The organism is Pseudarthrobacter sp. NPDC080039, assembly GCF_040702335.1.
In the GTDB taxonomy this organism is placed as follows: domain Bacteria; phylum Actinomycetota; class Actinomycetes; order Actinomycetales; family Micrococcaceae; genus Arthrobacter; species Arthrobacter enclensis_A.
Genome location: NZ_JBFBKY010000009.1, coordinates 45452 through 67847, shown reverse-complemented (window position 1 = coordinate 67847; position 22396 = coordinate 45452). Strand labels below are relative to the sequence as shown.

The following is a 22396-nucleotide window of genomic DNA, read 5'->3' as shown; positions in this document are numbered from 1 at the left end:
CCTCTCCTTCGTCCAGTAATTCTAGTCGCTTGGCGCGGGCCGGCGGTCGGCGTCCCGCACACGGGGACAGCTACGCGGAGGTGGCGGCGATCAGGCCCATCATGGACGCGTGCAGTTCGGCGACCTGTTTGCGGGTCAGGCCCAGCCGCTCCATCATGGTGCCCGGAACCCGCAGCGCCTCCTGCCGCAGGGCAGCGCCTTTCGGGGTCAGTTCGACGGCGAGTGCGCGCTCGTTGCCGTCGGCGCGGCGGCGCGTGACCAGTCCGGACGCTTCCAGCCTGCGGAGGAGCGGGGAAATGGTGGCCGGTTCCTGGGCCAGCGCCTCGCTGATGTTCCGTACGGTCCGCGGGCTGTCCTCCCACAAGCAGAGCATCACCAGGTACTGCGGATGGGTGAGGTTGAGTTTCTCAAGCACGGGTTTATAGGCCCCCACGACGCTGCGCGCTGCCACTGTCAGCGCAAAGCAGAGTTGGTGTTCCAGCAGCAGATCCTCCTCCCGCGCCACGTCCGGGTCTGCCGTGGGCGTTGTCTCTGCATTCGCTGCCGCTGTGGCGGTCATGGATCCTCCAATTGTTAGTGCACTAATCATTAGTGTACATTTGTTACTGGTAAACGGTGAGTGGAAGGAACCTCTTCATGGGCAGGGACAAGTCCGCGGACAGGGGCAATGCCTCCCAGCGCTTCATGCGGGCCACAGGGAAGTTGCGGGCCATCTTCGGCCCCGCCAGCCGCACGGCACTCGGTCACGACATGACTGAAGAGAACCGCCGGCTTCTGGCCCAGCGCCAGGCGGAGACCCGGCAGTGGGAAACCATCACCAGGTCCGACGGCAGCACCTACGTAGTGCCAAAGAACCCCGAAGACCGATCCCTGCGCTAGTAATTCCCGTCCCCTGCGCCGGCGCCTTTTTCCGGCCCCGGGCATAAAATGAGGGCACTGGCTCCCCTTGGAGTCACATGCGCTTTCGCCCGAGCTTCGGGAAGGGGGTGGAAACAGTGGCACATGTCCTCGACAGTTTCATGGGCCTGACCGAGAGGCTCCGCTTCTTGTTTGGTCCTGCCACCCGACTCGACGCCGATACGCCCGTCGTGCACAAACACGATGAATTTGAACAGGCCTCCGAAGAGGATCTGTCGCATTTCGTGGTCGAGACCGATTCAACCGGCCACCACTACGCAGTTCGCCGCGAAGACCTGGAACGCGAAAGCTGACTTTTCCAGGCCGCCATGACACGCTCATGGGATGCCAAAAGCCGGGCTGCCCTTCCTTCCAGGGAAAGGCAGCCCGGCTTTTCGCGGCTAACCTAGCGGCCGGTGCCGCCGTAGACCGTCGCTTCGCTTTCGGTGTCGAGCCCGAACGCCTTGTGGATCACGCGGACGGCTTCGTCCAGCAGATCGGCGTGGGTCACAACGGAGATGCGGATTTCCGACGTGGAGATCATGTTGATGTTGATGCCGGCGTCTGACAGTGCCTTGAAGAAGGTGGCGGAAACGCCGGGGTGGGAGCGCATGCCGGCGCCGATCAGCGAGAGCTTGCCGATCTGCTCGTTGTATTCGATGGCCTCGAAGCCGATCTGGTCCTGTGCGGCGTGGAGGGCGGCCAGGGCGTCGGCGCCTTCCACGATGGGAAGCGTGAAGGAGATGTCGGTTTTGCCCGTGCCGTGCGTGGACACGTTCTGCACGATCATGTCGATGTTCGAGTGTGCGTCTGCGATCACCTGGAAGATCGCGGCGGCCTTGCCGGGGATGTCCGGGACACCAACAACGGTGACCTTCGCTTCGGAACGGTCATGCGCAACGCCGGAGATGATTGGCTGCTCCAAGGCAACTCCCTCTTGAGTGGTGATCTTGTCGTCGGCGCTGGGGATGACCCAGGTGCCTTCATGCTGGCTGAATGAGGAGCGGACGTGCAGCGGCACGCCGAACCGGCGGGCGTATTCGACGCACCGCAGGTGGAGGATCTTGGCGCCGGAAGCAGCGAGTTCCAGCATCTCCTCGCTGGAGATGGTGTCGATCTTCTGTGCAGACGGAACCACCCGCGGATCCGCGGTGAAGATGCCGTCCACGTCGGTATAGATCTCGCAGACGTCGGCGTCGAGGGCGGCCGCCAGTGCCACGGCGGTAGTGTCCGAGCCGCCGCGGCCCAGTGTGGTGATTTCGTTGGTGGCCCGGGTCATGCCCTGGAATCCTGCCACGATGGCGATGTTGCCCTTGTCCAGGGCGGTGCGGATCCGGTGCGGGTCGACGTCGATGATCCGTGCCTTGCCGTGGATTCCGTCGGTGATCATGCCCGCCTGCGAGCCGGTGAAGGACTGGGCGGAGGCGCCGAGCTTGTTGATGGCCATGGCCAGCAGTGCCATGGAGATGCGCTCGCCGGCCGAAAGGAGCATGTCCATTTCCCGGGCGGGCGCGGAATCGGTCACCTGCGCGGCGAGGTCCAGGAGCTCATCCGTGGTGTCACCCATTGCCGAGACGACCACAACCACCTCGTTGCCGGCTTTCTGGGCATCGACCACGCGCCTTGCCACACGCTTGATTCCGTCCGCGTCCGCCACGGAGGACCCGCCGAATTTCTGCACAATGAGCTGCTTGGTCACCGCTCCGGCGGCGGGCGCCACCTGCGGCTGTGTTGCGTTGTGCACTTCGGTGGTGGGCGTACTCATGCGCGTACCTTCATTGGATCAATTGGAGTTCTGGAGGCCAGGCGGCCTGACGCCGGGACGGCGCGGCATTCCTTGGGACAGTTTATCGCCGTGCCCGGAGGGACGTTTAATTGTGACCACATACCGGCCCACGCCCGGTACGCTGCGGCAGCGGACATCAGGTTCAACCACAAAGGAGTACGACGGCGGCCGGCAGCGGGGTGCGTCAGCCCAGGGCGTTGCGGCGCCCCTCGAACGCACGGCCCAGAGTGACCTCGTCGGCGTATTCCAGGTCCCCGCCGACCGGCAGGCCGGAGGCAAGGCGGGTGACGGCAATGCCGATGGTCTTGAGCATGCGGGCCAGGTAGGTGGCCGTTGCCTCACCCTCCAGGTTGGGGTCCGTGGCGATAATGACCTCCTGGATTTCGCCGTCGTTGAGGCGGGTGAGCAGTTCGCGGATCCGCAGCTGCTCAGGTCCTACGCCCGCGATGGGATTTATCGCTCCGCCCAGCACGTGATAGCGCCCACGGAACGAACGGGTACGCTCCACCGCCAGAACGTCCTTGGACTCCTCCACAACGCAGATAATGGCGGGATCGCGGCGCGGGTCGCGGCAGATGTTGCACAGGTCCTGCTCCGTGACGTTGCCGCAGACGGTGCAGAACTTGACGCGTTCCTTGACGGTGGTGATGGCTTCCACCAGCCGTTTCATGTCCTGGGGGTCGGCCTCGAGGATGTGGAACGCCAGCCGCTGCGCGGACTTGGGCCCTACTCCGGGAAGGCGTCCGAGCTCATCGATCAGCTCCTGGACAGCACCTTCGTACACGTTTCCCTCTTCAGTTTGGTATGGATGGCGGGTGGATCAGGGCAGGATCAAGGCGTGGGGGCCTGAGTGTCCTCAATAGCGGGGCGGGACCGGGCTTCCGTCCAGTGACCGCTCCTCGATCAGCTTGCCGCCCAGGATGCGCTCCACGGCGGCGCGGCCAAATACCCCCGACTCCTCGATGGTCTCATCATCAGCGCTTGGAATGTCCTGGACGTAGGTGCTTTGGGCAGCGGCCCTGGCAGGCGCCTTGGCCCGGCCGGCTTCAGCTTCAGGGCTGTTGGACAACCGCTGGTAAAGGCTCTGCCGTGTTTCCGTTCGTCCCGCTGCCGGTGCGACCGCGGGGGCCTGGGTGGGCGGCGCCGCAACGGGAGCAGATGCAGCAGGGGAGTGTGCGGCAGGGGACGGTGCAACAGGGGACGGTGCCATGGAGGACGGTGGGACGCGGACCGGTGCCACCGTGGCGGCGCCGGCCGAGGCCATGGCGAATTCGGGTGCCGGGGCGTGCTCGGGGGACGGCTCGTGGTAGCCCCCGGCACCCGGCTCCCCATGACCGTTGCCAGAGGCAGTTACAACGCCCTGGCCTTGCCAAACCGTATCCGCAGCCGGTGCGACCGGAACCGCGGGGATCGAGGGCGGAACCTGGGCCGTGGCGGGTGCGTAGTGCGGGACGGAGGCCTGTTCCCCGATGTTTTCAGCCGTGGAAGATGGCGCGTGCTTGGCGCCTACGTTGCTCTTGTCTCCCACCACCCAGATGCCCGGCGCCTGTTCCACGGCACGCGTCCAGGGGTCATGCACGGTGCCCGCCGGCTGGCGCGTGGTGTGGGGGGCAGGTTGTACGGCACTATCCATCGGCGCACTGACGGCCGTACTTCCGGGGGGCCCTGACGCAGGCTCCCCGCGTCCGCCCGCAGGCTGCCGGCTGGCTGCAGTTGCAGAAGATGAGGCAGGGCGGCTTGCAGAGCCTCCCGAGGGTTCCCAATCCATGGGCGGTTCCTCGTCCAGGGGAGGAGCGTCCTCATCCCGGGGCGGCCCCCAGTCGTCATCCGAGTAGGAGTAGTCGCCGCCGGCTGACGGGGACGGCGACATGCCGGAGTCGGTGCCTGGTCCGGTTGCAGGGCTGCCGGAAGCGGCCCGGGCGGGATCCGTACCCTGGTCGCCGTCCCCGTGGGGCCCGGACCCAAACGGCAATCCTTGCGAGGGGGAGGCGGGGGAATCCGCCGCCGGGGTGTCGGCCTGCTGGGTAGCCGCCGGGGTGGCTGCAACAGCAGTGCTTCCGGAGCGTGCCGCGGCAGTCGTGCTGGCGGCTGTACTGAAGGCCCCGGTACTCCTGCCTTGCGTGGCAGCCTGGGCTGCAGCCGCCGCAGCTCCTGGTGCCGGCGCCGCGGCGGCAGGAGCAGCCGGGGGAGCTGCTTGGGCGGGAGCCGGAGCCAGCCCCCATGCAACGTCAGCTGAAGTGGCCGGAACCACCGGGCTGGCGGGCACTTTTGGGTTTGGCTCAGAGCTCGCCTGGCTGGGGCCGCCGCCGGCTACCGCGTTGATCTGGCAGTCGATGCCAACAGTCTTATGGATAGCCTTGCGCAGGTTGTCGGAGTGGTCCGCCCTGCCGAAGGCCCCGGCAAGCCCGGACGTGGTGAACGACAGGGTGAGGACACTGCCGTCAAAGGCGCTGACCTGCGCGTTGGGCTCAACAAGGGCCCAGGTGCTGCGCTTGATCTTGGACAGCGCCTGCAGGACGTCAGGCCACGCCCTGCGGAGGACCTCCACGTCACCCATGGCCGGGGACGCGGGAGGCGCCGAGTGTGCCGGGGCTCCCTGGTCAGGTGCCGCCTGGCGCAGTGCCGGCTCGTTGTTGCCGGATGCCTGCATGCTGCCCGCCGGCTGAGGGGCGGCCGTCTGTGGCGCGGGGGTGCTCTGTGGCGCGGGGCTGCTTTGCGGGGTGCTGTTTTTTTGCGGTGCTGCATTGTTCTGCGGCGCTGCAGGCGTCTGCCGTGCTGCCGCGGGCGTGGTTCCTGGCGCAGCAGGGCCCTGTGGTGTGCGGGGGTGTCCCTGTTCCTCCACAGGCCAGTCGCTGGTGCTTACCCGCGGTGGGGTGAGAGGGCTGCGGGAAGCTTCAGCCGCGGGAACGGCGTGGCCGTCCGTTGCCGGCGTGGCGGCCGGAGCTTCGGGTGACGCAGCTCCGGTGGGGTCGGAAACCCGCACGGAAGCCGGTGCCTCGGGAGTGCCGGGTGTGGACTGCGCGGAGGCGGCAGGCGCCGCGGCAGGGTCTTCAGTCGTTGCCGTTGCTGCAGGCGCTGCAGCCACCGGCGCCGCGTTGACACCAGGCACTGGGGTGGCGGGAGCCGCGACGTCGTTCCCGGCATAGTTCAGGCGCCGCTCCACCCGGTCGATCCGGGCAGCCATCCCGCGCTCATTCTGCTCGGAGCTGGGCAGCAGTATCCGGGCGCAGAGCAGTTCAAGGTGCAGCCGCGGAGACGTGGCACCTGTCATTTCGGTCAGGGCCGTATTGGTGACGTCTGCGGCGCGGGAGAGTTCCGCTGCTCCAAGGTTGTGTGCCTGGTTCTGGAGGCGGGCGATTTGGTCCGCCGGCATTCCCCGCAGGATGGCATGGGCGCTCTCCGGCATGGCCTGGACGATGATCAGGTCGCGGAAGCGCTCCAGCAGGTCCTCGACGAAGCGGCGGGGGTCATGGCCGGTTTGGATGACCCGGTCCACGGCACGGAAGACGGTGGCGGCGTCGGACGCGGCGATGGCTTCCACGACGTCGTCCAGCAGTGACGCGTGGGTGTAGCCAAGCAGCGCCACGGCCAGCTCGTAGTCAAGCCCGGTGGGTCCGGCGCCGGCCATGAGCTGGTCCAGGACGGAGAGGGAGTCGCGGACGGAACCGCCGCCGGCCCGGATGACCAACGACAGGACAACGGGGGCCACCGGGACGTTCTCCTGGCGGCACAGGAGTTCCAGGTAGGCCATCAGGGGCTCTGGCGGCACCAGCCGGAAGGGGTAGTGATGGGTCCGGGACCGGATGGTTCCGATGACCTTGTCAGGCTCGGTGGTGGCGAAGATGAACTTGATGTGTTCCGGCGGCTCCTCCACGATCTTCAGCAGGGCATTGAACCCGGCCGACGTGACCATGTGGGCCTCGTCAATGATGAAGATCTTGTAGCGGTCCCGGACTGGCGCAAAGGTGGCGCGCTCGCGGAGGTCCCGCGCGTCGTCAACGCCGCCGTGGCTCGCGGCGTCGATCTCGATGACATCCAGGGAACCGGAGCCGCCCCTGGCCAGCTCGATGCAGCTGGGGCAGGTCCCGCAGGGGGTATCCGTGGGGCCCTGGGCACAGTTCAGGCAGCGTGCCAAAATTCGGGCGGAAGTTGTTTTTCCGCACCCCCTGGGGCCGGAAAAAAGGTAGGCGTGATTGACGCGGTTCTTCCGCAAAGCCGTCATCAGGGGCTCGGTGACGTGCTCCTGCCCGATAACGTCAGCGAACGAGTCGGGACGGTATCTGCGGTACAGGGCGGTAGTAACTGTCACAGAGAAAACCCTACCAATCCGGGCTGACATCATGCCGCCCTGTGGGGGAATAGTAAAGACCCCCCATGCACCCGCCAGAGCCCGTCTACCCTTGCTACCTTCCGGTCCTGGGGGAGTTCAACAGGATGACGCCACATGAGGGGCCGTCAGATACTTTACCCGAACATCCGGCGCGACTCGAATCGGCTTTTCGCCAAGTCGACGGCCGGCCGACGGCTGCCCACCTGCGCTTCACAGGCCAGGGACATTGCGGAAATCCATTGCGTATCACTGCGCCAGCCGCGATCATTGGTATGTACACCGATTGTGGCAATCTCAAGGTTGTGAGCTGTGTGGCCTGGCTGAACGGGACGGACCCGGCAGCTCAACGGTGCAACAGGGAATGGGCGCATTGGGGGCGTCCATTTTCACGTTAAGCGGCAGTGGGCATGGGGCTGGCAGGGGCCTGGGACAGGCCCCCGGAAACCGCATCAACGGAGCCAATTGGGCGATGCGGGAAACTTCAGGTAATCTAGTACCTGCTTTTGATTCAGAAGCAGTTGGAGAATTCGCCTAGCGGCCTATGGCGCACGCCTGGAACGCGTGTTGGGTTAACGCCCTCGGGGGTTCAAATCCCCCATTCTCCGCCGGTCAAGAACCCGGTTCCGGTAACCCTGGAGCCGGGTTCTTGCTTTTAATGCCCGGGACTTGCCTCCGGGGCACCGGTCATGCCACCCGGGGAGAAGGCCCTCCCAGCCGCTGCAGACGCTCCCGGGCTGCCATTTCGCTGGGACCCATCCGCCTGCGGAAACCACCCAGGGCGAGGTGGACCACGCCGAGCACCACCTTCGTGGCCAGCCGCACCGGAAGGGGGGACGGGCCAAGCCGTGGAACCGAGAGTCCCAGCATCTGGCGGTAACGGGGTTCCAGGCTGTAGACGGCGCCGGCGAACAGGACCCGGTAACCGGGCCTCAGCAGGGGATGCAGCGGGGCGTTGCGGATGAATTCCACCGTTTCCTTGACCCTGTCGTCAGCCCTCAGCTGCCCGTACCAACGGTCCAACTGGCGGCGCATCTCCGCTTCGGTCAGCGGCGGCTCTTCCACGCCCATCAGGCGCCCGGCCTGGGCCCACTCCCGGACGTAGGAGTCCGCCCCGCCGGGAATGGGGCCGCCCCAGATCTTATGGGCAGCGAGGAAGCCGTCCGTGAAAGCAAGGTGGATCCAGCCGGCCAGGGCTGGATCGTTGGCGCTGTAAGTGTGCACTTCGCCGTCGTTGCCACTGTAGTTGCCCTGGACGGGCTCATGGAGGCGGCGGACCCGGCTGGTTGCCTCCTCTGCCGCCGCCGTTGACCCATAAGTCACCGTGAAGATCCAGCGGATGGTATTGGCCAGACGCCGGAGCGGGTCTTCGCGGAAGTTGGAGTGCTGATGCACGCCTGCCAGCGCGCCCGGGTGGAGCGACTGCATGAGCAGCGTGCGGATCCCTCCAACGATTGGCGTCATGGATCCGTGCACCGCCCACACCGCCGAACCGGGAAGGTGGTAACCCGCGTCGTCGCCCTCGGCAAGTCGCAGCGTCCAGTCAGGCGGGGCGTCGGCCCTGCCTGAAAAGGTCTTCTTGACTTCGTCCCGCCATGTACGGAGCACATTGCGCATGAGACATTGTTGCCCATTTGTTCAAGCACGGCATGCTGCCCGGCGGACAATTCGGCTGCCTCCCCCTAACGGCCCACAAAAAACCCGCAGTGTCCGGTCCCGGGGTTTCCACCCCCGCCGTCCTGTGTTCCCATGGGACATACCGTCGAGACACCGTGCGGCAGGCCACGTCGTGGAGTCAGTTAATTGGGCAAAAATTCTGTGCCGGGCAAGGGGAAGCCGGACCAACGAACGTTTTCCCACGTTGCCCGCGCCATCGCGGCGGCGGGAATTCTCGCTGCCGCAGTTTGCGCCGTCAATCTTTCTGCAGGCTCCCTTGATACGGGCCTGCTGGCTGGAGCGGTTGTCAAAGCGGGCGCCGGTCCTGGCGCTGCTGCCCCGGCCCGGGCTTCCGGGACCGGAAGCGTTCCCCAGCCGCACGCGGCAGGCTCTCCGCCGTCGTCGGACCAGCTTGTCGCCAGTGCCCTGCCGCCCGCCATCCTCTCCGACCCCCAGGCCGCCCTGGCCTTCCCGCATACTTCCATTGGAGGGTTCGGTCAGGACGGTTCCTTGCTGGCAGTCGGAACCGCAGCAGCGGGAAGGCCATTGGCGGGCTTCCTGATGTCTCCGCTTCAGTTCCTCGATCCCAGTTCACCCTTTGGGTTCAGGGTCAGCCCGATCAGCGGGGCAGCGGGGGACTTCCATCTGGGCCAGGACTTCGCCGCTGCTTGCGGAACGCCGGTCTATGCGGCGGATTCCGGCGTTGTCCGCGCGGCAGGATGGCATCCCTGGGGTGGAGGGAACCGCATAGAAATCGACCACGGTGACGGCCTCATCACCACGTACAACCACCTTGAATCCATTGGTGTCCACACCGGCGACAGGGTGCAGGCAGGGCAGGCCATCGCCCGCGTGGGCACCACCGGGTGGTCCACGGGGTGCCACCTGCATTTCGAGTCCATCCTCAACGGGCGCTACACCAACCCAATGCGGTGGAGCTTCCTCCAGCTCCGGGCACTGAACCAGCCGCTTGCGGACTTGGTGTCCTATGCGCCCGGCCAGGGGCTGTCCGCAGGCATGATCAGCTGGACCATCCCCCTCCAGGTGGACACCAGCTCCGGGTTCCCTGCGGCCGGCCTCCAGATGTCGCCCTTCCCGGCGGTGCTGCCGCCTGCCCCCGCGCCATTGCCATGGGAGGCGACGGGCGCAATGCTTCCGCCTCCCGGCGTGCAGTTGACGACGACGGACCAACCACCTGCGCAACCTTCCGCAAGCGCCGTGCCACCTTCCTCAGGGCCTGCTCCCAGCGATCCGGCACCTTCCCTGACGGACACGGCAAGCCCTTCACCGTCCACGGCTCCGCCTGCGTCCACTGACCCGGTAAGCCCGTCGCCCTCGCCGACGTCGTCGCCGACGCCGACGCCGACTCCCTCGCCAACGCCTACTGCGCCTGCCCCTACCGATCCGGTAGCCACTGACCCGGTGAGCCCGTCGCCGACTGACTCTGCAACTCCGCTGCCTACTGCGCCTGCTCCCGCCCCGGTGCCAACGGCGGTTGAACCCGTCCCCACGCCCACAATGGCGGCACCGGCACCGGCACCGGCACCCGAGCCCACAACGGCGCCCGCGCCCACAACGTCGGCGCCGGCACCCGCGCCGGCGCCTTCGCCGACGGCTCTAACTCCAGTGCCTCCGGCGGTTGAGCCCACGCCCGCGCCTACTGCAAGCGAACCCGCGGCAACCACGCCGCCGGCCTAGGAAATCCCGCGGGGGGACCCGTACGCCGGGGGATCGGCGACGAATTGCCTTTATGGAGATTTTTTCGCAGACGCGCCGCCCCCGTCCCCTCTATCCGATCCCGCTGATACTCAATGACGGCACCCGGACCAACTTCGGCCAGTTCGAAGGGAAAGTGGTCCTGGTAGTCAACGTGGCATCCAACTGCGGCTTCACCCGACAGTACGCCGGACTCGAAGCCCTCTACGGCAAATTCCGGGATCGTGGTTTCGAGGTGCTGGGCGTTCCCTGCAACCAGTTCGCTGGCCAGGAGCCCGGTACCGACAGTGAAATAGCGGATTTCTGCGAGCGGAACTTCGGGGTCACCTTCACGCTGACGGCCAAGTCCGACGTACGTGGCAGGAACCAACACATGCTCTACACCGAGCTCACCAAGTTCAGGACCGGCCTGCTGCCGGGGATCGTGAAGTGGAACTTCGAGAAATTCCTGGTGAGCCGTGAGGGCGACGTGGTGGCCCGGTTTGCCCCTACGGTGGAGCCGGATTCCCTTGAGGTCATCGATGCGATTGAAGAAGCGCTTGGGTAAACGCGTTCTCGGCGAATGAGATCTGCAAAAGCGCAGTTCTTCCAACTTTTTCCACATCAGCTACGGCGATTTACCCCATGTTTGCCAAATGTCTGATTGGATAAATATTACTGAAGGGTACAAGGGAAGAGAGCCTTCCCACCGACCATAGAGGTAGCAATGGAGCACATCGAGGCCGAACATCCCCGGCCACGCCACTTCCTACTCCACCTGAGCGATCCCCACTTGTTGGGAGGTCCGGATCCCCTCTACGGATCAGTCGACAGCGAAGCCAGGCTCATCCAGCTCTTCGACGAAGTCAAAGCGTCCGGGGCCAAGCCTGAAGCCGTGATTTTCACCGGCGACCTTGCTGACAAGGGGGATCCGGAAGCCTACGTAAAGCTCCGGGCCATCGTCGATCCTGCCTGCAAGGAACTCGGTGCCAAGGTCATCTGGGCCATGGGCAACCACGACGACCGCGCCAACTTCCGCAGGGGGCTGCTCGACCAGCCCGGCACCGATGAACCGGTGGACCACAGCTACTTCATCAACGGGCTGCGGGTCATCACCCTGGACACCACGGTCCCGGGTTACCACCACGGCGAACTGAGCCCGTCGCAGCTGGAGTGGCTGGCCGAACAGCTGGAAACACCGGCCCCGGATGGCACCATCCTGGCCCTCCACCATCCTCCGGTCCCTTCCGTGCTGGATCTTTCGGTCCTGGTGGAACTGCGCGACCAGGCGTCGCTGGCAGCAGTGGTGCGAAACTCTGATATCCGCACCATCCTCGCCGGCCACCTCCACTACTCCACTACCGCCAGCTTCGCCGGAGTTCCCGTCTCGGTTGCGTCCGCATCCTGCTACACCCAGGACCTGAACGTTCCGGTGGGAGGCACGCGCGGGCAGGACGGCGGCCAGGCATTCAACCTTGTACACGTGTACGAGCACACGATCGTGCATTCCGTGGTTCCCCTCGGCAGTGCGCCCACTGTTGGCGAGTACGTGTCACCCGAAGAGACTGCGCGGCGGCTGGCCGAGGCAGGTATCCGGATTCCTGAGACCACCAAGCAGCGCGGCAACGCCAAACTCGGGATCTCCTCCGGTCGCTAGGACCTGTCCTTAGGGGGGTCGGTCCTGGTTTTGACGGCCCCCCGGCCAGGGCCGGCTTACTTTTCCCAGGGCGCCTTGATGGGGAAGTACCGCTCCAGGAAGTCCGTCACCACTTCGGCGCGCTCGTCCGCGCTGACCTCAGGGAAGCTGCCGTCGTTCAGGCAGAAGAAGTCCATGTTCCGCTTGGCGAGCAGCTTGGGCAGGTACTTGAGTCCGGACCGCAGGGTGGTGTCCACGTAGCGCACCTTGGCGGCCGTCTGGGTAACGGCCCGTCCGGTGAGCAGTGCGTAGTAATGGTAGAACGAGTTGGTCACCGAGATGTTGTCCGCCGCACGGAACCGGCTGGCCGCTGTCTTCCGGAACTCCTCGGGGAATTCTTCCTCCATCTGTGCAACCAGGCTGCGGCGCAGCGGCGCGGCAGTGTGTTCCAGGTGGCGGGTGGTGATCCGGCCGAACCTGTTCCACAGCAGCTTGCGGTTCACGCGGGCAGCGTTTTCGAACCCGCTGCGTTCCGCATCGTTCTCACCCAGGCCAATCCTGGTTTCAGCCTCGATGAACTTGGTGATGCCGCCCGGGGTGAAGAACATGTCCGGTCCCACGGGGCGGCCAAAGAACATGTCGTCATTCGAGTAGAGGAAGTGCTCGGACAACCCCTCAATATGGTGCAGTTGGCACTCCACGGCCTGGGAGTTGTGGGTGGGCAGCACGGAGGGATCGGAGAAGAACTCTTCGCTTCGCACGATGGTCACAGACGGGTGGTCTGCCAGCCAGGCGGGAGCCGGGGAGTCCGTTGCGATGAAGATACGGCGGATCCACGGCGCAAACATATAAACGGACCGCAGGGCGTACTTGAGTTCGTTGATCTGCCGGAACCGGGCCTCGTGGTCGTCGCCTTCGCCCAGGATATGTCCCTTTTGCTGGGCCCGGCGCGCCGCGATGTATTCGGGCGAGCTGCCGTCCACCCAGGAGAAGACGATGTCGATGTCGAAGCTGATGTCGCTCGCGTGATCGGCGAACATGTTCTCGATGGTGGGCCACGTGTGCCCGTAGCGCTCCACGGTCCCGCGGACCGCGTCCTGGCGCAGCAGCGTCCTGCGGGTCAGGGAGTTTTCGATGGGAAGGATCAGCTGTTCGCCTTCGAAGGCCCACAGTTCAATCTGCACGCCGGCGGAGGCTCCGAACTCGAACCCGCCGACAGGTTCCACCCGCGGCCGGTACAGGCGGAAGATCCGGCCCTGCCGGTTGGGGGACAGCTCGCCGTCGGCCACCAGGACGGACGTCTTCTTCTTGGCGTCCACCGTCATGGAGTAGAAGGGCTCGTCGCGGCACGCCTCCACCAGCGCGGCCCGGAGCTTCTTCCGGTCCTTCCAGTCCAGGGCCAGCACCGGCCGGTCGTTGTTGCCGCGGACCAGCAGGTACGAAAGGTCAGCGTTGGCCAGGACATTGCGCAGGAACAGCAGGTCTTCCACCATGGCCTGGTAGGGGGTCCGGGTGTCATTGATCAGGGCATAGCGGCCCTTGTGCCGGACGACGTCCGGCCGGTGGCTGAGCCGCTGCTCCGCCGCCGCAGACGTTATCTCGGCGTGAAATTGTTCCTCCACGGACGCCTGGCCGCCGTAGTAGACCTCGTCCTGGACCGGTGCTTCTGTAATGGTTGTCTCCGCGCTGCTGGAAGTGGGCATTCTTAACTGCATGATAGTCCTGCCGGAGGAACAGCAGGTTTCGGGAGCCGGTGGCGCCTCCCGGTGGGCGTGCGACGGCGGTCCGGCAGGGACTCAGATGCCCAGCGCCTCCCGCCAGGCGCGCAGGAAGGCGCCGCCGGCGTCGTCGTGGATCACCGTGGCCTCCAGCCCGAGGTCCACGGCGGTCAGCACCGGGTAGGGTTTGCTGGGCACCCCGTCCGCAGGTCGCACGTCAACGTGCTTAACGGGGTGGTCGTTGTGGTGCAGCCAGTCCGCCATGGCGTAATCCGTGCGGGAATCGCCCACGGTGCGCCATGCCTGCGGCGTGATGCCCTGGGCTGCAAGGAGTTCCACTGCGCGGCTGGCGCCCAGGTCCTTCCCCAGCCGCACCGATTCGATGTCTGTGGAGATGATGGTGGGGTCGACGCGGTAGTCCACTTCGTCGTCGGAGTTCGGCACGTGGTGGTCCAGCCGAACAACGCCCAGACCGTGGCGCACCATCAGCTCCATGGCCTCGGCGTCGAAGAGCTTCTGCTCTGCCAGGTAGTCGGCACTGGGAACGTCGATGTGCTGCTCCACGGACACCATGGCGCGCTTGGTTTCGTCAAAGAACATGTGGGCGGCATAGTCCTCGGCCACCAGCCGGCGGATGTCATCGCCGTACGCCGCCGGAACGGCAAGCTCCCGGTCCACGTGGACGGGACCGGGCCCGGCCGAGGTGTAGCTGAACCACACGGCACCCTTTTCGCAGATGGCGTGGATGACCGTGCCTGCCGGAATCCCGGCGGCGATCATCGGCTCCATGACCTGCTCCCGGATGAAGGCATCGGAACGGCCGGTGTTGAAGATGACCGGTATTCCGGCCGCTGCAAGGGCCACCAGGTCAAGGATGATGTCCGGCTTGACGTCGCGGGTCAGCGGGCTTGCCACCGGCCCGTCCACGTCCAGCAGGAGCGCCAGCGGCGGTGCGGACGGCAGGCGGATTCCGGGCACGGGCACGGCGGGAGACTCGGATGCTGTCATGGGTCCATTGTCTCAGCAGGAATGTCCGCCCGCGTGCTGCCTGGGGCGGCGGGCGGCGTATGGTCACTGTTTGGCTACAACCTGGCGGCGGCCAGCCCTGCCACTTTCGCTGCGGCACCTCGGTGCCTACTGTGGCATGGTGATATTCAAAGCTGTGGGCGAGGGCCGCCCTTACCCCGACCATGGTTACAACACACCCAAGCAGTGGGCGTCCCTGCCGCCGCGTCCGGTGCGCCTGGACGAACTGGTGACCACCAAGCGCACCCTGGACCTTGAAGCGCTGCTGGCCGAGGATTCCACGTTTTTCGGTGACCTGTTCCCGCACGTGGTGCAGTACAAGGGGACCCTCTACCTGGAGGATGGCCTGCACCGTGCGGTCCGGACCGCACTGCACCAGCGCACCGCGATCCACGCCAGGGTCCTGGTGCTCGATGGCTAGGAACCGGGCCAAGGATCCCAGCATCCTTCATGGCCACCATGTTGTTTCCGGCGCCGAGCTGCGCGCCGCCATGGAGGCGGCCAGGGACGCCGACGAGACCGCCCGCGTCCGTCGCCGCGTACTGCACGCAGTAGTGCTGGTCCTGCTGATCGGCCTGATCGGCGCGGGCATTATTACTGCGCTGGCCATCATCAATGGCCGGCTGAGAATTCCCACGGCGGAGCCTGCCCCCACGCCGGTTGCCTCGTGCCCGGCCACAATGTTCGACTACACGCCCAACGACAAGGTCAACCTCAACGTCTTCAACTCCACCAGCCGGCCGGGGCTGGCCAAGTCCGTGGCGGATGAGTTCGCGGCACGCAAGTTCGCGGTGGGGAACGTTTCGAACATCAATGCCGGCTACCGGGGTGTCGCCGAGGTAGTGTCGGGGCCGGCCGGGCAGCCGGCGGCATTCACCGTGCAGCGGAACCTGCAGGGTTCGGACTACTTCGAGGACGGCCGGACGGACGCCAGCGTCGACGTGATCCTGGCACAGGACTACAAGGCGCTCGTCCCGCCGGAACTGGTGGACCAGACACCCGGCAAGCTCAGCTGCCCCCGAGAGAACCGGCGAGTAGCGGACTTGGACAAACTGCCCGTCAGTCCCACCGCAGCATCCTGACGTCCCGGGCGACTCTCAGCCGGCCACTGCCGGGATCTGGGCTACGCGGATGGGCCGGCCGTCGTCGGCGAACCTTGCGCCGGCGCCGAGCTGGATGAACCGCACGGTCCTGGCCACGCGTGCTTCCAGCTCCGCCGGCTCGTCGCTGCCCCTCGCCGCACTGGAGGACAGGGTGCCCAGGATCAACTGGGACTGCTGGCCCACATCCGCCACCGGCAGGTAGCCCTGCTCCATGCCGTCGGCAAGGATGCCCTGCAGCAGGACACTGAGCTCACCCACGTGGTCCGAAAGCTTGGCAAAGGACGACGGCGACAGGACCGCCCCCATGGCTGGTCCCGGCGGGAGGTGGCGGCGGGAGAGGTCCACCACCTGTGCGCGGACGTACAGCGCCAGGCGGTCCACCGGGTTCTCGAGGCGTTGGAGCGACTCGCGCAGATCGGAAAGGAATTTCTCTGTCTCATCCAGGGCGTAGGAGATCAGGAGTTCTTCAATGTCCGCGTAGTAGTTGTAGACGGCGGTCCGGCCAATGCCTGCGTGCCGGGCCACATCCGTCATGGTCAGCCCCGGAAGCCCGTGGGTAAACAGGAGCTCGCCGAAAGCGGTGAGGATGCGGCGCTGGGTCTCCGCGCGTTGTTCGGCGTTACTGGCCGCTGAAATCCTGGGCATACAGACACTTTACCGCGATGTGTCAGTAAAATCCGCTAGACCGTGCAGCCGTCCGGGCCGCAGGCTTCGGCCTCGGAAGAGTTGACAAGCACCAGGGGATTGGCGTCCTGCCATGCCTGGTTGAGCGCCGCAGTGAACGTTTCCGTGGGCTGGGCGCCGGACAGCCCGAACTTCCGGTCGATCACGAAGAACGGAACGCCGCTGATGCCCAGGGCCCGGGCCTCCTGGAAGTCGTGCCGGACCTCATCCGAGTACTTGTCCGTGGTGAAAAGCTGCTCCACCTCGTCGGCCGGCAAGCCCAGGTCGCCGGCCAGGGCGGAAAGGTACCCGCGGCTGCCGATGTCCTTGCCGTGTTCGAAGTGGTCGCTGAGCAGCCGTTCCTTGGCGGCATCCTGCTGTCCATGGGCCGCGGCAAGGTGGATCAGGCGGTGCGCGGTGAAGCTGTTGGCCACCACTACTTGGTCGAAGTGGTAGTCCAGGCCTTCACCCTTTGCCTGCGCTGCCACATGGTCGAACATCTCGGAAACCTGCCGGGCCGGCATGCCCTTGCGGCTGCTCAGGTACTCCAGCTCAGTGCCGTCGTAGTGTTCGGGCAGCGTGGGGTCCAGCTGGTAGCTGCGCCACACCACGTCCACGGCGTCACGGTGGGGAAACGCCGCCAGGGCTGCCTCGAACCGGCGCTTGCCAATGAAGCACCACGGGCAGGCAACGTCGGACCAGATCTCAATCTTCATGCCTTGGACAACCCGGCTGTGGCTGCTGCCATTCCGGCCGCCCGCTATGAGATACCCCACAAACAGGTCTTGTGGCCGGGGCCGTCGTGGGCAATAGTTCTGAAGTAGGTGAAGCAGACGCCACAAACATAGAACACCACGGGACCTGCATGTCCCGCGGCGGGAAGTGCCTGGCGGCTGGGGAGTCCGGGCCTCGTTTTCCCAGGAGGCCAGATATGCGAATTGGACTTATTGCCGGACCATGGATTCCCATTCCTCCGGGCACCTACGGAGGCATCGAAAGGGTTGTGGATACTTTGGCGCGGGGCTTCGTGTCCGCCGGCCACGAGGTGCTGCTTGCGGCGCCCACCGAAAGCACCTGCCCCGTTCCGCTGGTGCCTGGCATGCGCCCCGCGTCCCGGGATGAGCTTGGCTTGACCATGTCCGAGCTCAGCCACGTGATCCGGGCCTACAAGGGGCTGCAGGACGTGGACATCATTCACGACCATACGCTGGCGGGTCCTCTCTACGCCGGCCGTCCCGCCAATGTCCCGGTGGTCACCACCATCCACGGCCCCCTCCACAAGGAAGCGGAGGACCTCTACCGGGCCATGGCGCAGGGTGTGGCCATCGTGGCGATCTCCCGTGACCAGGCGTCGCACGCTCCGGAGGTCCCTGTCACCCAGGTGATCCACCATGGCATGGACGTTTCCGCGGTCCCTGTCGGCAGTGGCCGTGGCGGGTATCTATGTTTCGTGGGGCGCGCCTGCCCGGACAAGGGACTGTTGGAGGCCATCACCATCGCCCGGGACGTGGGTATGCACCTCAAGATCGCCGTCAAGATGCGGGAGCCCGACGAGGTCCGCTACTTCCGGGAAGTCATCGAACCGATACTCGGTCCCAACGAGGACTTCGTGGGTGAAGTCGACGATGCCACCAAGTACCGACTCATGGGTGAGGCTGCGGCTTTCCTCAACCCCATCCAGTGGTCAGAACCCTTCGGGTTGGTGATGATCGAGGCGCTGGCCACCGGAACTCCCGTCGTCGGGACGCGGATCGGCTCGGCCCCTGAGATTGTGGAGCACGGCCGGACGGGTTTCCTGGGGCGGACGGAGGAACTGCCTGGCTTTGTCGAGGCGGCCGCAGCCCTCAACAGGGAACGTTGCCGGGCATCGGTGGAGGAGCGGTTCAGTGCCCGGCGGATGGTGGCGCAGCATCTCAGGCTCTTTGATGACCTGCTGGCCGGGAGATTGCCGGGAGGGGTTCCGGTTACCACGCCTGTGCACCAAAATCGTTAAGGGGGCGGGCGGCCATTCGGCTCCCCGGCAGCAATCCGCCTGAGAAGGGAGTCCTTCCATGACCGCCTGGAACGAAGATAATGAGGCCTCGGGCTCTGACGTCGGCGCCGTCACCGTCCTGGAAGGTTCTTCGTTTTGTATTTCGGCGGGGACCGGCGACATCAGTCCCGACGGCGGCACGAACGGCGCGTTCTACCAGGACACCCGGATCGTTTCGCGCTGGGTGCTGCGCATCAACGGCTCGCGGCGCGAACCATTGTCAGCCCAAAAGCCGCAGCCTTTCGAGGCGACATTTGTCGGCCGCGCCACCTGGCCGGGAGGCCGGTTCGACAGTCCCCTGGTAGTGCGCCAGGTCCGCCACATCGGGCCGGGCCTGCAGGACGACATCACCCTGCAGAACTATGCCGCGGAGCCCGTTGAGTGTGCCATCGAACTTCTCGTGGACGCAGACCAGGCCGACCTCTTCGACGTGAAAGGCGGCCGGACAACAGGCCCCGATGACACAACCCGCACCGTGACGGATGGAAAGCTCATCATTGAAGCGTCGCGGCACGGCCAGCAGCGGGGTTCCGCCATCGGGGCCCGGGGTGCTGAGGTGGGGACCGACGGGCTCCGGTTCAACGTCACCGTTCCGGCCCGCGGCAAATGGAGCACCAGCGTCATCGTGGTGCCGCTGGTCAACGGGGAAGCCCCGGAAAAGCCCTTCACCGAAGGCCAGCTCCCGCACCACCGTGAAGGCGTGCGGCGCCACCTGGCCTGGGAGGAGAACGTGCCGCGGATCAGCATCGAGGACACCAGCTTCCAGAACGTGCTCAACCGCAGCCAAAGTGACCTTGGTTCACTCCGGATCTTCGATGCCCACCATCCCAACCGCGCCGCAGTCGCGGCGGGGGCGCCCTGGTTCATGGCGCTGTTCGGGCGGGACTCGCTGCTCACGTCCTACATGAGCATGATGGTCAACCCCAATCTCGCCTTGGGCACGCTGCAGACCCTGGCCAGTATCCAGGGGAAGAAGGTGGACGTGGACTCCGAGGAGGAACCGGGCCGCATTCCCCATGAGGTGCGGCTGGGCGTCACTGCCGGCCTGTCGCTGGGCGGCACCGCGTACTACGGCACGGCCGACGCCACCCCGCTCTTCGTATCCACCCTGGGCGAGTTGAGCCGGTGGGGGTTGTCACGGGACGCGATCCAGCCGCTGCTGGCGCACGCGGACCGCGCCCTGGAATGGATCGAAAAGTACGGCGACCGCGACGGTGACGGCTTCGTGGAATACTTGCGGCCCAACGATCATGGCCTGGTCAACCAAGGCTGGAAGGACTCCTGGGACGGCATCAATTTCGCGGACGGGACCATCGCGGAAGCCCCGATCGCGCTCTGCGAAGTCCAGGCCTATGTCTACTCCGCCTACCTTGGCAGGTCGCTGCTGGCCCACTGGACCGGAGATTCGGACCTGGAAAAACACTGGGCCGACAAGGCGGCAGCCTTCAAGGAGGAGTTCAACAAGAAGTTCTGGCTTCCTGACAAGGGCTATTTTGCGGTGGCGCTGGACAAGGACAAACGGCACGTCGATGCGCTGACGTCAAACATCGGACACTGCCTGTGGACGGGCATCGTGGACGAGGACAAAGCAACGTCCGTCATGGAAAACCTGATGTCCCCGCAGATGTTCACGGGCTGGGGCATCCGCACCCTCGCCTCCGACATGGGCGCCTACAACCCCGTCAGCTACCACAACGGCTCGGTGTGGCCACACGACACTGCGCTGGTAGCCACGGGGCTGATGCGCTACGGGTTCGTGGACGAGGCCAAGAGGGTGGCCCTGGGCATCCTCGATGCTGCCGAGCATTTTGACGGCCGGCTGCCGGAGCTGTTCTGCGGATTCGACCGCGGCGAGTTTCCCGGCCCTGTCCCGTATCCCACCGCATGCTCACCGCAGGCCTGGGCGGCGGCCGCACCGGTTCAGCTTGCGCGGATCCTGCTGCGGTTCGACCCCGTGTTCACCCGCGGGGTGGTGCACTTGGCGCCCATCCTGCCGGAGTCCGTGGGTTCGTTCAGGGCCGAAAACGTCCTGCTGGATACGAGCCGGGTGACCATCAGCGCCGCAGGATCGAGCGGCACCATCGAGGGCCTCCCGCCTGGGCTGAAGCTCCTGTCCGAACCCCGGCCGCCGCTGGCCTACCCGCTGGAGGAAGCAGTGGCAGGCCCCGGCATCCGAAAGCTGCATCAACCGGAGATGTGAGCGGTTACGGCAGGGGACGCTCCAGCACGAAGTCGTGCTCGATCGTGCTGCCCAACCGGAACGACTTGGTGCCCGCCTTCCGGAAGCCGGACTTTTCGTAGAACCGGATGGCGCGGGCATTCTGGCTGTTCACACCGAGCCACGCCCCGGCGCCGCCGGATGCGGCGGCCGCCGCCAGGGTGGCGTGCATGAGCTCAGCGGCGGCGCCCAGCCCGTGGTAGTCGGGGTGGACGTAGCATTTGCTGATTTCCACGGACGGCAGCAGGGACAGGACGGAGGCAACGTCCGGGTCGGTGGCCGGCCGGTCCACCAGCAGGCTGTAGCCGTTGAGCTGCCCGTCCGCGTCGATGACCAGGATGGTGATGTCCGGGTCGGCGAGGTAGTCCGCGAAGTGTTCTTCACTGAGCGTGTTGGCCAGGTGCGCGGCAATGTCGGAAGGTGACGACGACGGCGGGCAGGCCAGCGGAAAGGTGACGGCCGCCAGCGCGGCGAGCGGGCCGGCGTCGTCCGCTGTTGCCGTGCGGATGGTGTGGGTCATGGGGTTTGCTCCGGGCTGTGGGTCAGGCGGTGATGGTGCGGATGGGGGAGCCGGCCAGCCAGGCGGTGACGTCCTCAAGGGCGCCACCGTAGAACTGCCGGTAGCTTTCCTGGGTGACGTAGCCCAGATGGGGCGAAAGCACGGTGTTCGGCGCTGCCAGGAGCGGATGCCCTGCCTGCAGCGGTTCCTGGTCGAAGACGTCCAGGGCCGCGCCGCGGATCCAGCCTTCGTTCAGCGCCCTGATCAGTGCCTCCTGGTCCACCAGGGGGCCGCGTGCGGTGTTGACCAGGATGCCTTCGGGGCCCAGCAGCCGCAGCTCGGCCTCGCCCACTGTGTTCTCGGTCCTGGGGGAGAGCCGCAGGTGGAGGGTGGCGACGTCGGCCACCCTGAAAAGTTCCTCCTTGGACACCAGCCGCGCGCCTGCGTCGGCAGCCGCTTGGGCGGTGAGGTTCTGGCTCCACGCCACCACGTTCATCCCGAACGCCTGTCCGTAGGCCGCTATCCGCCTGCCGATCTTCCCCAGCCCCACAATGCCAATTGTCTTCCCGGCCAGCTCCAGGCCCACGGTCGACTGCCATGTGCCTGCCCGGAGCGAGTTCTCCTCTGCAGGAAGGTGACGGGCGATGGCCAGCAAAAGCGCCCACGTGAGTTCCGGCGCCGCGGTGGGCGATCCGGGGGTACCGCACACCGTCACACCATGGTCGGTGGCGGCTGCCAGGTCTATGGAGGCGTTGGCCATGCCGGTGGTGACCAGCAGCTCAAGGGCCGGTAACTTCTCGAACACCTCCCGCGGGAACGCCGTCCGCTCACGCATGGCGATCACCATGGTGGTGTCCGCCAGGGCCGAGACAAGGGCGTCCCGGGACGTGAAGGCCTCGCGGTATGACGTCACCTTGACGCCCTCCGCTTCCAGGGCTGCGAAGTCGGCGAAGCCGTGGGCCACGTCCTGGTAATCGTCGAGGATGGCTAGGCGGTGCGTCATGGTTGTCCTTCGCAGTGTCCTACGTCCCGGGGTCAGTTTCATCGTATGGCAGGGCTGCGCGGGCGGGTGCCTGAAACCCCGGCAACGCGGAGCGTGATAGCAATGGGAGTGATGAATCCACGCCCATTCCCGATTTT

General features: G+C 66.0%; 20 protein-coding genes, 1 tRNA gene, 1 other RNA gene and 1 pseudogene. 10 read left to right on the top strand and 13 right to left on the bottom strand.

The window, feature by feature from the left end:
* Nucleotides 1–70 precede the first annotated feature (70 nt).
* A complete protein-coding gene (locus AB0313_RS12205; protein WP_307307514.1) occupies nucleotides 71–559 on the bottom strand; it encodes a MarR family transcriptional regulator in 489 nt (162 codons plus the stop codon).
* A 77-nt stretch (nucleotides 560–636) separates the two neighbouring features.
* On the opposite strand from AB0313_RS12205, the gene AB0313_RS12200 reads away from it, so the two are divergent.
* Both AB0313_RS12200 and AB0313_RS12195 read left to right on the top strand, forming a co-directional pair.
* A complete protein-coding gene (locus AB0313_RS12200; RefSeq protein WP_141943930.1) occupies nucleotides 637–879 on the top strand; it encodes a hypothetical protein in 243 nt (80 codons plus the stop codon).
* A 116-nt stretch (nucleotides 880–995) separates the two neighbouring features.
* Nucleotides 996–1211: a hypothetical protein gene (locus tag AB0313_RS12195; RefSeq protein WP_141943928.1), complete on the top strand. Its 216-nt coding sequence runs from the start codon at nucleotides 996–998 to the stop codon at nucleotides 1209–1211.
* 92 nt (nucleotides 1212–1303) lie between these two features.
* Here AB0313_RS12195 and AB0313_RS12190 read toward each other — a convergent pair whose 3' ends face one another.
* The 4 genes from AB0313_RS12190 to ffs all read right to left on the bottom strand — a co-directional run bounded on the left by AB0313_RS12190 (nucleotide 1304) and on the right by ffs (nucleotide 7140).
* Nucleotides 1304–2662: an aspartate kinase gene (locus tag AB0313_RS12190; protein ID WP_141943926.1), complete on the bottom strand. Its 1359-nt coding sequence runs from the start codon at nucleotides 2660–2662 to the stop codon at nucleotides 1304–1306.
* Between the two features lie 205 nt (nucleotides 2663–2867).
* On the bottom strand, nucleotides 2868–3467 hold the full coding sequence (gene recR / locus AB0313_RS12185) for a recombination mediator RecR (protein WP_141943924.1): 600 nt from the start codon (nucleotides 3465–3467) through the stop codon (nucleotides 2868–2870).
* Nucleotides 3468–3539: 72 nt separating this feature from the next.
* A complete protein-coding gene (locus tag AB0313_RS12180; RefSeq protein ID WP_366305761.1) occupies nucleotides 3540–6992 on the bottom strand; it encodes a DNA polymerase III subunit gamma and tau in 3453 nt (1150 codons plus the stop codon).
* Between the two features lie 51 nt (nucleotides 6993–7043).
* An RNA gene (gene ffs / locus AB0313_RS12175) (signal recognition particle sRNA small type) lies at nucleotides 7044–7140 on the bottom strand.
* A gap of 393 nt (nucleotides 7141–7533) precedes the next feature.
* Here ffs and AB0313_RS12170 point away from each other — a divergent pair.
* Nucleotides 7534–7618, top strand: a tRNA-Ser gene (locus tag AB0313_RS12170).
* 79 nt (nucleotides 7619–7697) lie between these two features.
* Here AB0313_RS12170 and AB0313_RS12165 read toward each other — a convergent pair.
* Nucleotides 7698–8627 (bottom strand): oxygenase MpaB family protein, encoded by a 930-nt coding sequence (locus tag AB0313_RS12165; protein ID WP_366305759.1) that lies wholly within the window; start codon nucleotides 8625–8627, stop codon nucleotides 7698–7700.
* Nucleotides 8628–9227: 600 nt separating this feature from the next.
* Here AB0313_RS12165 and AB0313_RS12160 point away from each other — a divergent pair.
* Nucleotides 9228–9581 (top strand): annotated as a pseudogene (locus AB0313_RS12160) (M23 family metallopeptidase); the annotation flags it as partial.
* A gap of 71 nt (nucleotides 9582–9652) precedes the next feature.
* Here the strand turns inward: AB0313_RS12160 and AB0313_RS12155 are convergent.
* Complete coding sequence (locus AB0313_RS12155; RefSeq protein ID WP_366305863.1) at nucleotides 9653–10315, bottom strand: hypothetical protein; 663 nt, start codon at nucleotides 10313–10315, stop codon at nucleotides 9653–9655.
* Nucleotides 10316–10416: 101 nt separating this feature from the next.
* Here AB0313_RS12155 and AB0313_RS12150 point away from each other — a divergent pair, with 101 nt between their 5' ends.
* Complete coding sequence (locus tag AB0313_RS12150; RefSeq protein WP_141943918.1) at nucleotides 10417–10929, top strand: glutathione peroxidase; 513 nt, start codon at nucleotides 10417–10419, stop codon at nucleotides 10927–10929.
* Nucleotides 10930–11088: 159 nt separating this feature from the next.
* Nucleotides 11089–12018 carry a phosphodiesterase gene (locus tag AB0313_RS12145; RefSeq protein WP_141943916.1) on the top strand — a complete coding sequence of 310 codons (930 nt, stop codon included), beginning with the start codon at nucleotides 11089–11091 and terminating at the stop codon, nucleotides 12016–12018.
* A 56-nt stretch (nucleotides 12019–12074) separates the two neighbouring features.
* On the opposite strand, the gene AB0313_RS12140 is transcribed toward AB0313_RS12145, so the two are convergent.
* Entirely contained in the window at nucleotides 12075–13712 is a 1638-nt protein-coding gene (locus AB0313_RS12140) for a stealth family protein (protein WP_141943914.1), read from the bottom strand.
* An 81-nt stretch (nucleotides 13713–13793) separates the two neighbouring features.
* A complete protein-coding gene (locus tag AB0313_RS12135) occupies nucleotides 13794–14723 on the bottom strand; it encodes a hypothetical protein (RefSeq protein WP_366305757.1) in 930 nt (309 codons plus the stop codon).
* A gap of 139 nt (nucleotides 14724–14862) precedes the next feature.
* Here AB0313_RS12135 and AB0313_RS12130 point away from each other — a divergent pair, with 139 nt between their 5' ends.
* The gene (locus tag AB0313_RS12130; RefSeq protein WP_174237612.1) at nucleotides 14863–15162 is read left to right on the top strand and encodes a type II toxin-antitoxin system VapB family antitoxin; all 300 of its coding nucleotides are present in this window, start codon (nucleotides 14863–14865) and stop codon (nucleotides 15160–15162) included.
* The gene (locus AB0313_RS12125; RefSeq protein WP_141943910.1) at nucleotides 15155–15823 is read left to right on the top strand and encodes a LytR C-terminal domain-containing protein; all 669 of its coding nucleotides are present in this window, start codon (nucleotides 15155–15157) and stop codon (nucleotides 15821–15823) included. The genes AB0313_RS12130 and AB0313_RS12125 overlap by 8 nt, the downstream gene beginning before the upstream one ends.
* 15 nt (nucleotides 15824–15838) lie before the next feature.
* Here AB0313_RS12125 and AB0313_RS12120 read toward each other — a convergent pair whose 3' ends face one another.
* Nucleotides 15839–16489 (bottom strand): TetR/AcrR family transcriptional regulator, encoded by a 651-nt coding sequence (locus tag AB0313_RS12120; protein ID WP_366305755.1) that lies wholly within the window; start codon nucleotides 16487–16489, stop codon nucleotides 15839–15841.
* 35 nt (nucleotides 16490–16524) lie between these two features.
* Nucleotides 16525–17223, bottom strand: a complete 699-nt coding sequence (locus tag AB0313_RS12115) for a DsbA family oxidoreductase (protein ID WP_141943907.1) — start codon at nucleotides 17221–17223, stop codon at nucleotides 16525–16527.
* A 215-nt stretch (nucleotides 17224–17438) separates the two neighbouring features.
* On the opposite strand from AB0313_RS12115, the gene AB0313_RS12110 reads away from it, so the two are divergent.
* On the top strand, nucleotides 17439–18500 hold the full coding sequence (locus AB0313_RS12110; protein WP_307307482.1) for a glycosyltransferase family 4 protein: 1062 nt from the start codon (nucleotides 17439–17441) through the stop codon (nucleotides 18498–18500).
* Nucleotides 18501–18558: 58 nt separating this feature from the next.
* Complete coding sequence (locus tag AB0313_RS12105; RefSeq protein WP_307307479.1) at nucleotides 18559–20739, top strand: glycogen debranching N-terminal domain-containing protein; 2181 nt, start codon at nucleotides 18559–18561, stop codon at nucleotides 20737–20739.
* Nucleotides 20740–20743: 4 nt separating this feature from the next.
* Here the strand turns inward: AB0313_RS12105 and AB0313_RS12100 are convergent, their stop codons facing one another.
* Both AB0313_RS12100 and AB0313_RS12095 read right to left on the bottom strand, forming a co-directional pair.
* Nucleotides 20744–21277 (bottom strand): GNAT family N-acetyltransferase, encoded by a 534-nt coding sequence (locus tag AB0313_RS12100; protein WP_366305752.1) that lies wholly within the window; start codon nucleotides 21275–21277, stop codon nucleotides 20744–20746.
* A gap of 22 nt (nucleotides 21278–21299) precedes the next feature.
* On the bottom strand, nucleotides 21300–22259 hold the full coding sequence (locus AB0313_RS12095; protein WP_307307475.1) for a D-2-hydroxyacid dehydrogenase family protein: 960 nt from the start codon (nucleotides 22257–22259) through the stop codon (nucleotides 21300–21302).
* Between the last annotated feature and the right edge of the window lie 137 nt (nucleotides 22260–22396).

Excerpts from the sequence above, each read along its gene's own strand:
- AB0313_RS12095 (WP_307307475.1), bottom strand. The coding sequence starts at position 22,259 with ATGACGCACCGCCTAGCCATCCTCGACGATTACCAGGACGTGGCCCAC.
- AB0313_RS12150 (WP_141943918.1), top strand. The coding sequence starts at position 10,417 with ATGGAGATTTTTTCGCAGACGCGCCGCCCCCGTCCCCTCTATCCGATC.
- AB0313_RS12145 (WP_141943916.1), top strand. The coding sequence starts at position 11,089 with ATGGAGCACATCGAGGCCGAACATCCCCGGCCACGCCACTTCCTACTC.
- AB0313_RS12165 (WP_366305759.1), bottom strand. The coding sequence starts at position 8,627 with ATGCGCAATGTGCTCCGTACATGGCGGGACGAAGTCAAGAAGACCTTT.
- AB0313_RS12135 (WP_366305757.1), bottom strand. The coding sequence starts at position 14,723 with ATGACAGCATCCGAGTCTCCCGCCGTGCCCGTGCCCGGAATCCGCCTG.
- AB0313_RS12200 (WP_141943930.1), top strand. The coding sequence starts at position 637 with ATGGGCAGGGACAAGTCCGCGGACAGGGGCAATGCCTCCCAGCGCTTC.
- AB0313_RS12120 (WP_366305755.1), bottom strand. The coding sequence starts at position 16,489 with ATGCCCAGGATTTCAGCGGCCAGTAACGCCGAACAACGCGCGGAGACC.
- AB0313_RS12105 (WP_307307479.1), top strand. The coding sequence starts at position 18,559 with ATGACCGCCTGGAACGAAGATAATGAGGCCTCGGGCTCTGACGTCGGC.
- AB0313_RS12205 (WP_307307514.1), bottom strand. The coding sequence starts at position 559 with ATGACCGCCACAGCGGCAGCGAATGCAGAGACAACGCCCACGGCAGAC.
- AB0313_RS12125 (WP_141943910.1), top strand. The coding sequence starts at position 15,155 with ATGGCTAGGAACCGGGCCAAGGATCCCAGCATCCTTCATGGCCACCAT.
- AB0313_RS12110 (WP_307307482.1), top strand. The coding sequence starts at position 17,439 with ATGCGAATTGGACTTATTGCCGGACCATGGATTCCCATTCCTCCGGGC.
- AB0313_RS12100 (WP_366305752.1), bottom strand. The coding sequence starts at position 21,277 with ATGACCCACACCATCCGCACGGCAACAGCGGACGACGCCGGCCCGCTC.
- AB0313_RS12190 (WP_141943926.1), bottom strand. The coding sequence starts at position 2,662 with ATGAGTACGCCCACCACCGAAGTGCACAACGCAACACAGCCGCAGGTG.
- AB0313_RS12115 (WP_141943907.1), bottom strand. The coding sequence starts at position 17,223 with ATGAAGATTGAGATCTGGTCCGACGTTGCCTGCCCGTGGTGCTTCATT.
- AB0313_RS12140 (WP_141943914.1), bottom strand. The coding sequence starts at position 13,712 with ATGCAGTTAAGAATGCCCACTTCCAGCAGCGCGGAGACAACCATTACA.